Annotated in this window: 9 protein-coding genes; 8 read left to right on the forward strand and 1 reads right to left on the reverse strand. The window is 44.1% G+C overall.

Translation table 11 applies throughout. The features are described 5' to 3' along the window. Positions 1–61: 61 nt before the first annotated feature. The 8 genes from pnp (at position 62) to DWW52_RS00345 (ending at position 13228) form a co-directional block, all read left to right on the forward strand. The gene (pnp, locus tag DWW52_RS00310; RefSeq protein ID WP_118713489.1) at positions 62–2281 is read left to right on the forward strand and encodes a polyribonucleotide nucleotidyltransferase; all 2220 of its coding nucleotides are present in this window, start codon (positions 62–64) and stop codon (positions 2279–2281) included. A gap of 115 nt (positions 2282–2396) precedes the next feature. Then, a complete protein-coding gene (locus tag DWW52_RS00315) occupies positions 2397–2951 on the forward strand; it encodes an RNA polymerase sigma factor (protein ID WP_118714254.1) in 555 nt (184 codons plus the stop codon). 189 nt (positions 2952–3140) lie between these two features. Then, positions 3141–4334, forward strand: a complete 1194-nt coding sequence (locus DWW52_RS00320) for a FecR family protein (protein WP_118713491.1) — start codon at positions 3141–3143, stop codon at positions 4332–4334. Positions 4335–4523: 189 nt separating this feature from the next. Then, positions 4524–7889 carry a SusC/RagA family TonB-linked outer membrane protein gene (locus DWW52_RS00325; protein WP_158582440.1) on the forward strand — a complete coding sequence of 1122 codons (3366 nt, stop codon included), beginning with the start codon at positions 4524–4526 and terminating at the stop codon, positions 7887–7889. Between the two features lie 12 nt (positions 7890–7901). After that, positions 7902–9464, forward strand: coding sequence for a RagB/SusD family nutrient uptake outer membrane protein (locus DWW52_RS00330; RefSeq protein WP_118713494.1), 1563 nt, complete (start codon positions 7902–7904; stop codon positions 9462–9464). A gap of 26 nt (positions 9465–9490) precedes the next feature. Then, positions 9491–10849, forward strand: a complete 1359-nt coding sequence (locus DWW52_RS00335) for a thioredoxin family protein (RefSeq protein WP_118713495.1) — start codon at positions 9491–9493, stop codon at positions 10847–10849. Beyond that, on the forward strand, positions 10846–11991 hold the full coding sequence (locus tag DWW52_RS00340) for a TlpA disulfide reductase family protein (RefSeq protein ID WP_118713496.1): 1146 nt from the start codon (positions 10846–10848) through the stop codon (positions 11989–11991). Before DWW52_RS00335 ends, DWW52_RS00340 begins: the two co-directional genes overlap by 4 nt. 139 nt (positions 11992–12130) lie before the next feature. Next, positions 12131–13228: a PdxA family protein gene (locus tag DWW52_RS00345; protein WP_118713497.1), complete on the forward strand. Its 1098-nt coding sequence runs from the start codon at positions 12131–12133 to the stop codon at positions 13226–13228. 58 nt (positions 13229–13286) lie between these two features. Here DWW52_RS00345 and DWW52_RS00350 read toward each other — a convergent pair whose 3' ends face one another. Next, positions 13287–15071: a (Fe-S)-binding protein gene (locus DWW52_RS00350; RefSeq protein WP_233556614.1), complete on the reverse strand. Its 1785-nt coding sequence runs from the start codon at positions 15069–15071 to the stop codon at positions 13287–13289. Positions 15072–15074 lie beyond the last annotated feature (3 nt).

Consider the following 15074-nt stretch of genomic DNA (forward strand, 5'->3'; position numbering starts at 1 on the left):
TCCTTTTATCTAAAAAGAATTCCGTTAAAATGTTTTATATTTTAACAGTATTATTATTTCTATGAACGTTATTGAAAAAAACATTACCCTGAAAGATGGTCGGGTAATTACATTGGAAACCGGAAAGTTGGCCAAACAAGCCGATGGTGCTGTCATGTTGAAGATGGGCAACACGATGTTGTTGGCAACGGTTGTTTCTGCGCAAGAGGCTGGTCCTGACGTGGACTTTATGCCTTTGTCGGTAGATTATAAAGAGAAATTTTCTGCTATGGGACGATTCCCTGGTGGTTTTACACGTAGAGAAGGTAGGGCTTCCGATTACGAGATTTTAGTATCTCGTCTGATCGACCGCGCTTTAAGACCTTTATTTCCGGATGATTATCATGCAGAGACTTTCGTACAGGTAACCTTATATTCCGGGGATGCCGAGTCTATGCCGGATTGTTTGGCCGGATTGGCTGCTTCTGCCGCTATCGCGGTGAGTGATATTCCTTTCCACGGACCGATTTCAGAGGTGCGTGTGGCTCGTGTGAACGGGGAATTAATGATCAACCCGACTAAGAGCCAATTGGCGACTGCCGATTTGGATATCATGGTAGCTGCAACCTACGAGAATATCATGATGGTTGAGGGTGAAATGAACGAGGTATCCGAGAAAGAGATGTTGGATGCCATCAAGTTTGCTCACGAGGCTATTAAAGAGCATTGTTTGGTTCAGATGGAATTGGCTAAAGCCGTGAACAAAGAGAAGCGGGTTTATTGTCATGAAGTGAATGATGAAGAACTACGTAAAGATATTTGGGCTAAATGTTACGATAAAGCTTATGCTATGGCTCGTCAGTGCAATGCCGACAAGCATTTGCGCGAGAGATTGTTCACTCAGGTGAAGGATGAGTACTTGGAATCTCTTCCTGAAGAGGAGAGAGAAGCTAAGAAAACTTTGGTATCCCGTTATTATCATGACGTGGAGAAAGAGGCCGTACGGAGAATGATTTTGGATGAAGGGTTACGTTTGGATGGACGTACAACCGATCAAATCCGCCCGATCTGGTGTGAAGTCAGTCCCCTTCCCGGACCTCACGGTTCTTCTATCTTTACCCGCGGAGAAACGCAAGCCTTGGCCACGGTCACTTTGGGTACCAAGTTGGATGAGAAGATTGTGGATGAAGCTACCGAGCAAGGAAAAGAGAAATTCCTATTACACTATAATTTCCCGCCGTTCTCAACGGGAGAAGCAAAGGCTTCCCGCGGTGTAGGCCGTCGTGAAGTTGGTCACGGAAATTTGGCTCATCGTGCTTTGAAGCGGATGTTGCCGGATGATTATCCTTACACGGTTCGTATCGTTTCCGATATTTTGGAATCTAACGGATCATCTTCTATGGCCACGGTATGTGCCGGAACTTTGGCCCTGATGGATGCCGGTATCCCGATGAAGAAGCCGGTAACGGGTATTGCCATGGGATTGATTACCGATAACGAAAAATACGCCGTGTTGTCAGATATTCTGGGAGACGAAGATCACTTGGGAGACATGGACTTCAAAGTAACCGGAACGGTTGATGGTATTACCGCTACCCAGATGGATATCAAGGTTGACGGTCTTCCTTACGAGATTCTGGAGAAAGCGCTGGATCAAGCTAGAAGAGGCCGTTTGCATATCATGAATATCATCAAGGAAACTTTGCCTGAACCGCGTTCTGACTTGAAACCGCACGCTCCGCGTATGGTTACTCTTACCGTGGATAAAGACCAAATCGGTGCTATCATTGGCCCCGGAGGAAAAATTATTCAGGATATTCAGGAGAAATCCGGTGCCATTGTTGTTATCGAGGAAGTGGGTAACCAGGGTATCGTGAATATCTCAGCCACGAATGCAGAATCTATCGAAATAGCCGTTGCTCGTATCAGGGCTATTGCTAGCAAACCTGAAGTCGGAGAAATTTATGAGGGTGTCGTTAAGACGATTACTACTTTTGGAGCCTTCGTTGAGTTCTTACCGGGTAAAGACGGGTTGTTGCATATTTCGGAGATCGATCACAAGCGCTTGGAAAAAGTAGAGGATGCATTGAAAGAAGGAGATAAGGTACGAGTAAAATTGATTGATATTGATCCGAAAACCGGAAAATTCAAACTTTCCCGCAAAGTGTTGCTTCCTAAACCGGAAGGAATGGAGCAAAACGATCGTCCGAGAGGTGATCGTCAGGATCGCGGACCAAGACAAGATCGGGGAGATCGCCCGAATCGTGACCGGGGGCCAAGACCGGAAAGAAGAGAAGAATAAGAATAAATTATAGAAGAGAAAGAAAATGCCTGATTTTATTTATCAGGCATTTTCTTTTAAAAAAAGATTATCTTTGTTTGATTTTTGTTTATTGCCTATATATCCGGCTGTTTATATGAATGTGTCAGAAGATATTGATGTTCAAATGTTGAACGAGTTCCAGCAAGGGCGTTTGGAGTTATTGTACAGGCGTCTATATCCGAATTTGTTATTGTATACCGTGCGGTATGCGGGGGAACGAAATGGTTTTTTGGCAGAGGATTGTGTACAGAATGCGGTGTTCAATGCATGGAAAAGGCGATGGCAGTTTACGTCCGTGGAGGCGTTGAAGTCTTTTCTTTATATTTCAATCAAAAATGAAATTATCAGCTTGCATCGAAAGGAGATGGCAAGCGAGCGTTATTTATTGCAGTTAGAGGGAGATGTGTTTTTCCAGAATAGTGTGATTGATCAGGAAACACAATTATTATTGTATCGTGCTATCCAAAGTTTGCCGGAGAGAGAACGACGGATTTTCGAATTGGGTTTTATTGAGGGATTGAAAAATGCGGATATTGCCGTGGAGTTGAATGTATCAGAGAGTACGGTTAAAAAGACGAAAGCGAAAGCGTTGGATATTTTGCGGCAGAAGTTACCGAGGGAGTTGTTTTTGTTCTTCTTTTCATTTTGATGGGATAATTCCTGTTTTTATTAGTAAATTATTTAAGTAGGTATCTGTTTGTTATAGTTTGACTTATGATATCTTTACATCCGTTGTGTGATTTTTTTTACTCGAAAATTACAAAATCTTTACCCTTTTTGGAAGAGATTGCGTTCTATCTGTGATTTAAGTAGAAATTAAGATGTAAAGTATAATATAATGGAGAAATTGAAAGAACAGGTTTTCAAGATTTCACGATTAATCTTTCGGGAAATGACGGGGACGATAACCGACGAAGAGCAACGCTATCTGGAATGGTGGCGGGGAAAGGATCCGGATAATGAGCGGTTGTATCACGAGTTGAAGGATGGACGGCAGATGTTGGAGAAAGTGAAACAGTTGGAGGGGATAGATGTCGTGCGTCCGTTAGAGGGGATGCACCTGCGAATTCGAGAGGCGGAATGGCGGGGGCGGTTGAGGAGGTGGCAGTGGGGTATGGCAGCCGCGGTAGTTGTTGCTGTGATTGTGGGATGTTTTTATTTATTCCCGAAGGATAACAGACAGGATACAATGCCATTGGCAATAACAGAGCAGCCAATTAAAGCTGGAAGTGCACGTGCTGTTTTGAAGTTGGAAGATGGTAGGGTGGTGGATTTGGACACGTTGATGCAAGGGGCAAAAGTGGGAAATTTGGAGGCGGTGAAAGTGGATGAGCGACGATTATCATATATGGCGAAGGGAAAGACGGATGGCAAGAAGAAAAAGGAGTTAGTATATAATGAGGTACAGGTTCCGAGGGGTGGGGAATTCGATTTGGTGTTGGCAGACGGGACAATTGTGTGGTTGAATGCAGCGAGTAAGTTGCGGTACCCGGTGGAGTTTACTGGAAAAGAGCGGCGGGTGTTCTTGGAAGGAGAGGCTTATTTTGCCGTAACAAAGAATGCGGATGCACCATTCCGTGTAGAAGTATCACGTCAGACCGTGGAGGTGTTGGGGACGGAATTCAACGTGTCGGGGTATGTGGAGGAAGAGGTTGTTTATACGACTCTAGTGACGGGAAAAGTACGGGTGGCGAGCGATAGCGGGGAAGACATAGCACTTATGCCAGGAGAACAGAGTGTGTTAGACTGTCGGGACGGGCATCTTGACAAGCAGAAGGTGGACGTGGAAAAAGTTGTTGCCTGGAAAAAAGGAATGTTTATCCTTGAAGAGCAAACGTTGGAAGTGATTATGCAGAAATTTGCAAGATGGTATGATATGGAGGTGTTCTATCGGGATGCGGAACTGAAAAAAATTGTGTTTAAAGGTGTTGTACCGCGATATGCGGAGTTGAGAGAGGTATTGAATATTTTGGAAAAGACGAATGAGGTGAAATTTGATATACAGGGAAGGAGAGTGATCGTATTCAAATAGATTGTTGTTATTCGGGAGATTGAGAGAAGGGAAATAAAAAAAGAGGGGAATCCGGCAAGATTCTCCTCGGCATAAATAAACATCTGTTGGTGCAGATGAATGTTTAATAAAATGTTTTACAAAGTTATGAAAAAAAATCGACGAACGGGCAATCCCTATTGGATAAGATTGCCACAAAAATTGTTTGCTATGGGTTTAAGGGTGCTTTTACTCGTTTGCGTGATAAACACGGTAAGCGCGGCGGGTTTCTCGCAAGGGAAAAAATTGAATGTGGATTTCACGAACAGTTCTATTGGAGTAGTGCTGGATTACCTGAAAGAGAAAGCGGGGTATGATTTTGTTTACCGGAAAGGAATTATCCGGATGGATGATGTGGTGACGCTGAAGTTAAAAGATGCGACCGTGGAAGAGGTGCTTGATGCTGTGTTACGTGGGAATGGGTATGATTATGAGGTGGTCGACAATATTGTAGTCGTGAAGCGGGCGAAAGTGGTAGCCGTTGTGCCGGATATGAAAGTCTTGAAAGGACAGGTGAAGGATGCGAATGGAAAACCATTACCGGGAGTGACAATAATATTGAAAGGAACGTCAGTGGGTACGGCCACGAATGCTGATGGAAAGTATGAATTCAAAGTCCCGGTAAAAGAGGAGATGATTATCGTCTTCTCGTTCGTGGGGATGAAGCAACAGGAGGTGAAGTACACGGGACAGCAGGTGCTGAATGTGATTCTTCAGGAAGATGTGGAACAGATGGAAGAGGTGATCGTTACGGGATATTCTACTCGTAAAATTAGTGAGATGACGGGCGCCGTGCAGCAATTCCGGGGGAAGGATATCGCACAATCTGTTACGGGCGGTAACTTGATGAATGCTTTGAAAGGGCACACGACCGGATTGCAGATTACGGGTAGTAGCGGTGTACCGGGGCGTGACGGGGATTTATTGTTACGCGGTACGGGAACATTGTATAGTTTGGATGCTTTATCAACGACAGCTTCGGCACCCTTGATTGTAATTGATGGTGTAATTACCGACTACACGAGTATTAACGGGGTGGTGGCACCATCGGACATCGCGGATATTACGGTGCTGAAAGATGCGGCATCTACCGCTATTTACGGTTCGCGGGCAGCTACGGGGGTGATCGTGGTGACAACAAAGAAAGGGGTGAAGGATCGGATGACGGTAGCTCTCGATATGAAATTGGGGATCAGTACACCGAATTTTGGTAAATTGGATTATATGAATTCGCAGGAGTTGTTGGATTATGGAAAGATGACCTTGCGTAATTGGTGGAATACGAACGAGAGCTTGCATACGAGATATTCTGATCAGGCGACTTTCATAGAAAATACATTGGAAACGTTATATGATAATTTTGATGTAACGAAAACTACGGATTGGCGTGATCTGGTTTACCGTAACGGGTTGAGTAAAGACGTGGCGATGAGTATTCGTGGCGGTGGTGATAAAATCCAGTATTATTTCTCATATAATTATTACGACGAGGAGGGAACGCAGATTGGCTACGATTTAACACGTCACTTATTCAAGTTGCGGTTGGATTTTGATGTGATGAAATACTTGTCGTTCGGTGTAAACCTGAGCGGTACGTTCGAAAAAAATATTAAACCGAATTCCGACGGGAATACCATGGAAAGTTACCATCCTTGGATGACTCCTTATAATGAGGACGGGACGTTGAAATACAATATCAAATCGTGGAATAATTATGTTATAGATCCCACTCCGTTGAGAAATCCGTTACAGGATAATAAATATAATGATGTGACGAGTTTGAAAAACAACTTGTTCGGTTCGTTTTCGGCGACCCTGAAACCTTTTAAGTGGATAACTTTTTCTTCCACGAATACATTAACACTGACAAATGGTAATGCCAATGATTATTTAGACAGCCGTACTTACACGGGTAATCATAGTTCCAATGAGATGAGTAATGGTGTACTGACAGTGGATGACGAGCGGAGCTGGACATTCTTGACCTCGAACATTCTGCGATTGCAACACAGTTTTGGCGAGCATAATCTGAATGGACTCGTGGGACAGGAATGGTATGAACGGCACAGTCGCACGTCGCGAATCAAAATGTATGACCAGATTATTGCCGGGGAACGTAATGTGGGAGGTTTCTCGAAGCAGGGAGATAAGACAAATCCGGGTGTGATTCCGACAGGTACGGAACGAGAGTCCGGTAGTTTCTCCGTGTTTTCTGAAGTGAACTATAATTACGCGGGTAAATATATGGCCTCAGCTTCATTCCGAACGGATGGCTCGACCAATTTTGGTAAGGATAATCGCTATGGTACGTTCTATTCGTTTAGCGGATCGTGGCTTGTTTCCCGAGAGAAATTTATGAAGCATCTGGATGTCGTGTCAAATCTGAAACTGAGGATGAGTTACGGAACATCCGGCAAAGAGGCGGGGATTGATTATTTGAACTACACGCTTTACAGTACGAGCAACACGACGTTTGATTATTATCGCTATCATCCGTTTTATCCGTCGGCTTACGGGGCGGAAATCAATCAGTTGGGTAACGATCAATTGTCATGGGAGACGGCATATAATCTGAACTTTGGTGTGGATTTGGGGTTACTGAACAATCGTATTTCATTGTCGATGGATTGGTATAAACGACGGAATAGTGATTTGATTATGAGTACAACTTTGCCGGCTGCGAATGGTGTGGGACAGCAGTACCGGAATGTGGGTGAAATGGAGAATAGAGGCGTGGAATTAGTCTTGAACACGCATACGGTGAAAGGGCAGGACTTCAATTGGTTCACGACATTGACTTTCAGTTATAATGATAATGAATTGACAAAACTGGATCAGGAGAAGTTGACGCGCACCTATTACAAAACTTTCTATGAAGGAGACAATATCGACGAGTTGAAAAAGGTGAAAGTTAAGGGCGTCGACCCGCAGACCGGTTTAGCTCAATATGTGCGGGTGGAGGAAGATGGTAGTACGAATATCGTGGGTTCTTTGTCGGAGGCGGTGCTTGGTAATGGAGAACTGAGTTATGTGAATATCGGGTTGTCCCGTGCGCCTTATTGGGGTGGTTTCACGAATACGTTTACTTACAGGAATTGGGAGTTGTATATGCATACGACCTATAGTTTGAATTACAAGGTATATAACAGTATTCTGGCAGAATACACGTCCGGTACTTCGTGGACATCTTCGAATCTGCATAAGGTGCCTTCCTCTTTGAAAATATGGGAGAATCCGGGAGATAAAGCCGACATTCCGATGGTAAATGCCGATCCGGCTTTCGTGCAAGAATTGAATGATGAAACCTCTTTCTGCTACACGGATGCAAGTCATTTGCGGATATCGAATATTCGGCTAACTTATAATTTTCCGCGGCAGTGGATGAAGGTGGTTGGTGTACAGTCTGCAGCATTGAGTTTTAGTTGTGACAATGTTTATACGTTTGCATCCAAATTCTTTTCGGGTATGGACCCGGAAAATGTTGGCGGTTGGGCTGCTCCGAGACGTTTTATTTTCAGCCTGAATGTTACATTTTAATGGTAAAAAGTTATGAAAAAGAAATATTTGATTGTCGGACTTTTGTTTCTGGTCGCTTGTAACGGGCGGCTTGATGAGATGCGCCCGCATAATATGGCGGAGGCAGAGAGTTACCTGAGTAGTTTTAATAATATCGTGAACGCCACTTCGGGATTATACGGTCAATTCCTAAGGCAGGCGGGTGGTTATTCGGAGGGGCATCATTATCATGGTACTTATCACGTGTTGGGCGAGTTCCGGGGGAATAATGTCATTTTTGCCGAGGCTTTTCCCGCTAAAAATGGTTTTATGCCTTCAACGGATTATCTGCGAGCCCCGGATGCCCATTTTTTCTTGAACAGTGACCAGAAGTCTCAGTCGTATGCATGGGCGATGTGGGCCAAAAGCCAACAGTTGATTCTAGGGGCGTCGCGTAATATTATTGCTATTGATAAATTGTACGAGGAGACGGTGAACCCGGAAGAAAAACGTGATTTAGTGCGATTGAAAGGAGAAAATGCCTTTTTGCGCGGCTTGATGATTTTTAACGCGACGAACGTGTTTGGACGTCCGTTCTGGGACAAGCCGGATGAGAACTTGGGTATTCCGTTAGATGTAGAGGCTATGGCTACTTTCTTACCGCGCGGTACGGTGCGGGAGTGTTTCGAGCAGGCGGTCGCTGATTTCAAATTGGCGGCAACTTGTCTGCCGGACGAACGATCGGATCGCACGTTTGCCAACAAAGTGGCATCGTTTGGAATGTTGTCCAGAATTTACCTCTACATGGGCGGACTACCGGAGAGTCCCGACGAGGAATATAATCGTTTAGCAGTGGCTTATGCAGACTCTACGTTCAGTTTGAAGAACGACGTGGTAGAGGTGTTGCATGGGGAAGAATTGAAAGATTTGTATGATAATCCCAAGACAAACAAGGAAATTTTATTTGCTTTCTTCACGGGCAATTTCCCGAGTGGTATCGGTAATGCTGTTCATGGATATTATTCTTGGAGCGGTTATGAATCACAGGCAAGTACTAGCGTGTATTGTTGCGAGATTTCGCATGATTACGAGAAAATCATGGATAAGGAAAATGATTTGCGTTGGCAGTATTTTACGGAACCATCCGTGCGACATTCGGGACGTTTCAGTACGACGAAGTATAACGGGGGTGCGGATAATGTTTTTGATGATTACTATTCTTTCATTTGTCCTTCCGTGTTTATTCGTGCGGGCGAAGTCGTCTTGAACCGGGCGGAGGCTTACGTGAAATTGGGAGAGGATACCAAAGCCCTTCAAGACTTGAATATGATTCGAGATCGTGCGGGACTGGAGGAGTTGTCAGGACTGAGTGGAGATGAATTGTTTGAGGAAATATTTACAGAACGCCGTCGGGAGTTGGCATTCGAGGCTTTGACATACTATGATTATGTGCGTAATGGTATAACCATGAGACGAGAGGAGGTGTCCGTGGCTTATAGTAATTATACAGGGGCGCAATATAACGAGATAGATCCTAAAACGTCTCGTCGTACGGTATGTTTGATCCCTGCCGAGGAGTTATTATTAAATGATAAGCTGAAACAGAATGATTATTAATCGAAGTAAGAATTAAAAGAAAATATATGATGAAGAGATTTGTTTTAAGTGTTGTAATACTGTGTGGATTCACGATGTCGTTACTGGCACAAGGCATAGAGTTTCGGGAAGGTAGTTGGAAAGAGATTCTTGCAATAGCCAAGAAAGAAAATAAATTGGTATTCGTGGATAATTATACCAGTTGGTGCGGTCCCTGTAAGAAGATGGTGAAGGAGATTTTCCCGCTAAAAGAAGTGGGGGATTTCTATAATGCTAATTTCATTTGCTATAAACTGGATTGTGAGAAAGGGGATGGCGTGGAAGTGGCAAAAACTTATCAGATCATGTCTTTCCCCACGTATTTGTTCGTGGATGGAAATGGTAAATTGTTTTACCGTTCGGGAGCGTATATGCCCGCGGAAAAATTTATTGAAGAAGGAAAAATTGCATTGGAAGAATTTGCAGACAAACGGACAATTGAAGAATGGGAAGCTCTCTACCCGCGAAAGAAAAACAACGCTGTTTTCTTGAAAGGGTATATAGCCAAGCGTAACCGGGCAAAGTTGGATAATGCGGATATTTTTGATCAATACGTGAGCATCGAGAAAGAAAAAAATTTGATGGATGCCGGATTCTTGAAAGAGTTGTTAGCTTATGATAACAAACTTAACGCGGGAGGTGCATGTGCGGATTTTATCGTAAAAAATTGGGATCGCATTCGTGAAATTACGGGAATGGAGGATAAGAGGATGGCCGAGATTCTCAGTTTCACGCTTGGCGGGTATTCCTATAGGCGTGCGGTGGCGGAGAAAAACGAGGAGCGTTTCGAGAGTTTCCTGAAAACGATGACTTTCCTGAACGAGAAACTGGGGATGAACGTGGCGAACGAGGAGTTAAAAAGTCGTTCGGAATATTATGCGGCTATCGGTGACAAGGAGCGATTCGAGGCGTTGGCAGAAAAACACGCTGATATTCTTTTTGAAGAGGAACAAGGTTGTTTGGAGCGTGACCAGGAAAAGTATATGCAATTCTTACAAGATTTGATCAAGGAGCCCTCGAGGATAGCATCGCAGACTCCGGAGCAACTGGCTTTTTCTATTCTTTTTGCCGGTATTAATGAAGCCGCTTCATTAGCATTTCGTTTCCGCGATCTTGCTGCCAATGTCGCTCGTCTTTCAGATGATCGGGAATTGCTGAATAAGGCGATGACGTGGACATTGGAGGCCATTACCTTGTATGGTAATTTTACCTGTTATGAAACGTTGGCGGAGGTGTTGTACAAAATGGGGTACCAGAAAGAAGCGCTTTGGCAAATAGAGAAGGCGTTGGAGAAGATGCCGGCAGGTAACGAGGCCATTTCTGCACGTATTCATGAAAAGTTGGACAAAATAAAAAATAATAAATGATGAAAATGGTGTTTATACTCGGAATGATAGCCTTGTTGATAGGGTGTGATTCCATTCAGAAAGACGAGTTTGTGATTACGGGAACGATTAGTTCTTATCCGAAAGAGGTTTTGATATGTGCTTATCAAAGAAACGGCGATTTCGTGTTGGATACTATTCGGGTGGAAAACGGAAAACTCAGCTATCGAACGAAGTTACAGGAACCGGTTGTCGCCTCCCTCGTTTCGCGAGATCCTCATAATGTCATCCCATCGGGCATGGGAGTTGTGCCCGGTCCTAGCATCACGTTATTTATGGAACCGGGAACGAAACTGGAAATTAACATGGATAATGCTCGTTGGCCGGAACTTCAGTGGAAAGGTGGTGCATGGAATAATGATTTGATGAAATTGTATGCCAAAACGTTACCATTGGAGTACGAGGCGTTTGCGTTGTTGCACAAATTATATGCTCCGGGAGTGACTGAAAATGAGAAAGCCGCTTTAGGCGAACGGCGTATGGTTTTGGTAGAGAAAGTAAAAGAGGAGAAGATCGTTTTTATTAAAGGTAACCCGTCCAGTTATGCGGCAATGTACCTTTTGAGCGGTATGCGTAACGATTTTACTTTGGAGGATTATGCTGCAACTTTTACCTCATTCGATCAAAAATTACGGGAGATGCCTTTGGGGAAGGAGTTGCAAAAAACAATAGATATCGCCTTGCGTACGGAGGTAGGTGCTATTGCCCCGAATTTTGAAAAAATGGATAAGGATGGGAATACGGTGCGATTATCGGATTACAGGGGAAAGTATGTATTACTGGATTTTTGGGGTTCATGGTGTAGTCCGTGTCGGGATTCACATCCGCACTTGAAAGAGATCGAGGCAAAATATCGAGATAAAGGTTTGGTCGTGATTAATGTTGCTTCCGAGAGTGGTGCTAAAGCCCGGGAAATATGGTTGAAAGCAATCGAAGAAGATGGAATGACATGGACACAAATTCTGAATAATGAGGGAAAGGACAAATGCGATATGGTGAGAGAGTATGCCATCACGGCTTTCCCGACTAAAGTGTTGATTGATGCCGAGGGGAAAATCATCGTGCGTGCAGTGGGAGAGTCCGAGCCGGTCGATGCGAAATTAAAAGAGATATTCGGAGAATAACGAATAAACAAGAAGATAGAGGGATTGTCTGGCAATTAAAGTCAGGTAGTCCCTCTTTTATAGATGTTATTACATTCCATTCTGCCATTTTTTTGTAAAATCTTCTTATCTTTGTCCATAGTATGAAATGAAATAAACTATGGAAAACAGATTGAATGTAGGAATCACGCACGGGGATGTGAATGGAATATCTTATGAGTTGATCATAAAATTGTTGGCGGAGAATCGAATTTGCGAATTGTGTGTTCCTATCCTATACGGGTCGCCCAAAGTGGCCGCCTACTACCGTAAGGTATTAAATGTAGAGAATTTTAGCTTGAATACAATCCGTGAACCGGGTGAGGCAAACGGGAAAAGATCCAATATCATCAACTGCGTGGATGATAACGTGAAAGTGGACTTGGGAAAAGAGACTCCCGAATCGGATCAGGCCGCGATGATCGCTTTGAAGTATGCCTTGGATCAACTGGATCGGGATGAAATTGATGTATTGACGTTGGCTCCTCAAGGACCGAACACGTTCTCTTCTGAGGAAACGGGTTCGCTGGTCGAGTATCTGACAAAACGTTACAATACTTCGGATATAATGTCTATCTTGGTGAGCGAGAAGATGAAAATGGGTTTTGTAACCGAGCAGGTTAAACTGCGGGATGTACCGCATCAGATAACCCAGAAAAATATCTTTAAGAAATTAACTTTGTTGGATGATACGTTGCGTCAGGATTTCACGATACGAAAACCGAAAATCGCCGTGTTGGGATTAAACCCGCAGGTGAATTGTGAACAGAATGGGGATGAAGAAGCAAATATTATTGTTCCCGCAATCGAACGTGCTCGCCAGAACGGAATTATGGCTATCGGACCATTCCCTGCCGAACGTTTCTTCTCTGAAAGGATGTACGAGAAATTTGATGCCGTGTTGGCTATGTACTACGATCAGGGGATTGTGGCCTTCAAGGCCGTCGATGAGGAGAGTGCAGCCTGCTATGTTGCCGGCCTGCCCGTGATTTGTTCAACCTCCTTGACCGATCCCCGCTATGATCTCGTGGGGCAGGATTTGGGTGATGAACAAGGCCTTCGTAATGCTCTTTACTTGGCAATGGACGTGTATGTGCACCGGGAACAAAATATCGAGTTACAAAAGAATCCTCTTCCACATTATGATATTGCCACGAATAGTAACGAGAGCGATTTGAACGTGGAACAAATTGAAGGAGTTAAGGATATTGATGATTAAGCGATTCGCGGTCGGATAAAAATGAAAACGGGATTTGTAAAAAATCCCGTTTTCATTTTTATGCCTCTGCAACCAGTTCCGCAATATCTTTTACCGGAATTTCCGGTGATGTTTTTCCGAGAGTCTTTTTGCATAGCGGGCAAGCCGTCACGATAACATCCGGCTGATAAGCGGCATAGGCTTTCACGGTGTCCCCACTGATTTTGGTCTTTTGCGTGGAGTCAATGGCCGTGTTGGCTAAACTTCCCCCGCAACAGAGTGATTTTTTCCCGTCGTAAGCGGTAGAAACCTTGTGACTCACTTGTTTCAGTATGTTTTCCGGAGCCTCGACAACATCGCAACCTCTTCCCAGTTCGCACGGGTTGTGGAACACGGTCTTCAGATCGAGAGCGTTAACTTTTAATTGTCCCTCACGGATCAGCATATCAATGTATTCCGTGTGGTGCATGACTTTTATATTCAACAGGTAGTCTTCCTTGAATGTCTTGTAACAGATCGGGCAGGAGGTAACCAGGATATCTGCGTGTGAGGCATCAATCATTTGCAAGTTTTTGTCCATAACGACTTGTGCGGCTTTCCAGTTCCCGGAAAGTGCTAACGGTCGACCGCAGCAAATCCCGGCTTTTTCGTCGATAAAAGTGTAATCTGCTTTCACTCTCTCGAAAATCTGTTGCATGGATTTTATGATTCCCGGGGTAAGATGACTCATACAGCCCGCGAAATAGGCGATTTTAGCGGGTTTTACTTCCGGTTGAGGCACGTAGGAATAAGTATCTTTTGTAACCCTGATGGTATCCGGTCGTTTGCTTTGCCGGATGGCATTCAAGTTTATACCCACCGGACAGGAGTTCTCGCAACGTCCGCACATCAGGCAGTCTTCCGCTTGTTGGGCGTATTGCTCGTGATTCCGCAGGCGGCGGAGGAAATAAACGGGTTGGGTATCGTTAATATCACAAGATGTGTTCAACTGACAGGTGTTGATACATATTCCGCAACGGGAACAGGAATTGACCTGTATTTCGCTGAATCCGTTGTATTCTTTGCCTTGTTTTACACCCCAGTTCTTCAAGAAAATATAGACCATTTCGGTCGGGATGTGCATGTATCGGGAGAAAGGTAACAGCAAGAAGAATAATCCGAGTAGGGAAGAATAAAGCCACCAGGCCGGGTAGGACAGGTGTTCTAGGGGAAGAAATCCTCCAAAGAAATTCCCGGCATTGTGCGTGAGAAAACTACCACCTCCATTTAATCCGCTCGTGAAACTTTCCGCTAGAAAACGTACCGGGAAAATCAACCAGAGTACAGTAAGAATCAGTAAGTCGTACGCCCGTTGCTTAGTGGTTTTCTTCATCCCGAAGAAACGAGAGCAGAAACGTTTGGTAACGGCTAACAAGATTCCGATCAACAGGAACAGCAAAATAAGATCCATTAGAAACGCGAAAAATTCGCTGTACGGGAAGGTCTCTTTTGCCGGGTGAAAGTAACGGAAAAATATGGCGAAATAGGGAGGGTTAAACGCGTTGGTGTGGTAAACCATGGATTCGATTTTCCCGACAACGATCAACAGGAACCAACCGAATGCGAAGGTCATGTGCATGTATCCCAACATGGGATTCGTTTTGAATATATTGTGATGCAACAGACTTTCCCGGAAAATCTCCCAACCGGAACGGATTGTTTTCAGACTGAATAATCCTTTGCGGATTTTTTTACGTTCTTCTCTCGGAAAACTTTTGATCCATTTGTAATATTTCACGCATAAGTATCCTAGTAATACCACTAACCCGATGGTGAAAGGTAATACAAAGTGATCGTAATATATTTTGTTCGTGTATTCGTACATAAG

The sequence above is a fragment of the Odoribacter sp. AF15-53 genome, from assembly GCF_003479425.1.
Lineage (GTDB): Bacteria > Bacteroidota > Bacteroidia > Bacteroidales > Marinifilaceae > Butyricimonas.

What these genes read in the sequence shown, in the direction of transcription:
- pnp (WP_118713489.1), top strand. Translation starts at nt 62, where the DNA reads ATGAACGTTATTGAAAAAAACATTACCCTGAAAGATGGTCGGGTAATT.
- DWW52_RS00315 (WP_118714254.1), top strand. Translation starts at nt 2,397, where the DNA reads ATGAATGTGTCAGAAGATATTGATGTTCAAATGTTGAACGAGTTCCAG.
- DWW52_RS00320 (WP_118713491.1), top strand. Translation starts at nt 3,141, where the DNA reads ATGGAGAAATTGAAAGAACAGGTTTTCAAGATTTCACGATTAATCTTT.
- DWW52_RS00325 (WP_158582440.1), top strand. Translation starts at nt 4,524, where the DNA reads ATGGGTTTAAGGGTGCTTTTACTCGTTTGCGTGATAAACACGGTAAGC.
- DWW52_RS00330 (WP_118713494.1), top strand. Translation starts at nt 7,902, where the DNA reads ATGAAAAAGAAATATTTGATTGTCGGACTTTTGTTTCTGGTCGCTTGT.
- DWW52_RS00335 (WP_118713495.1), top strand. Translation starts at nt 9,491, where the DNA reads ATGATGAAGAGATTTGTTTTAAGTGTTGTAATACTGTGTGGATTCACG.
- DWW52_RS00340 (WP_118713496.1), top strand. Translation starts at nt 10,846, where the DNA reads ATGATGAAAATGGTGTTTATACTCGGAATGATAGCCTTGTTGATAGGG.
- DWW52_RS00345 (WP_118713497.1), top strand. Translation starts at nt 12,131, where the DNA reads ATGGAAAACAGATTGAATGTAGGAATCACGCACGGGGATGTGAATGGA.
- DWW52_RS00350 (WP_233556614.1), bottom strand. Translation starts at nt 15,071, where the DNA reads ATGTACGAATACACGAACAAAATATATTACGATCACTTTGTATTACCT.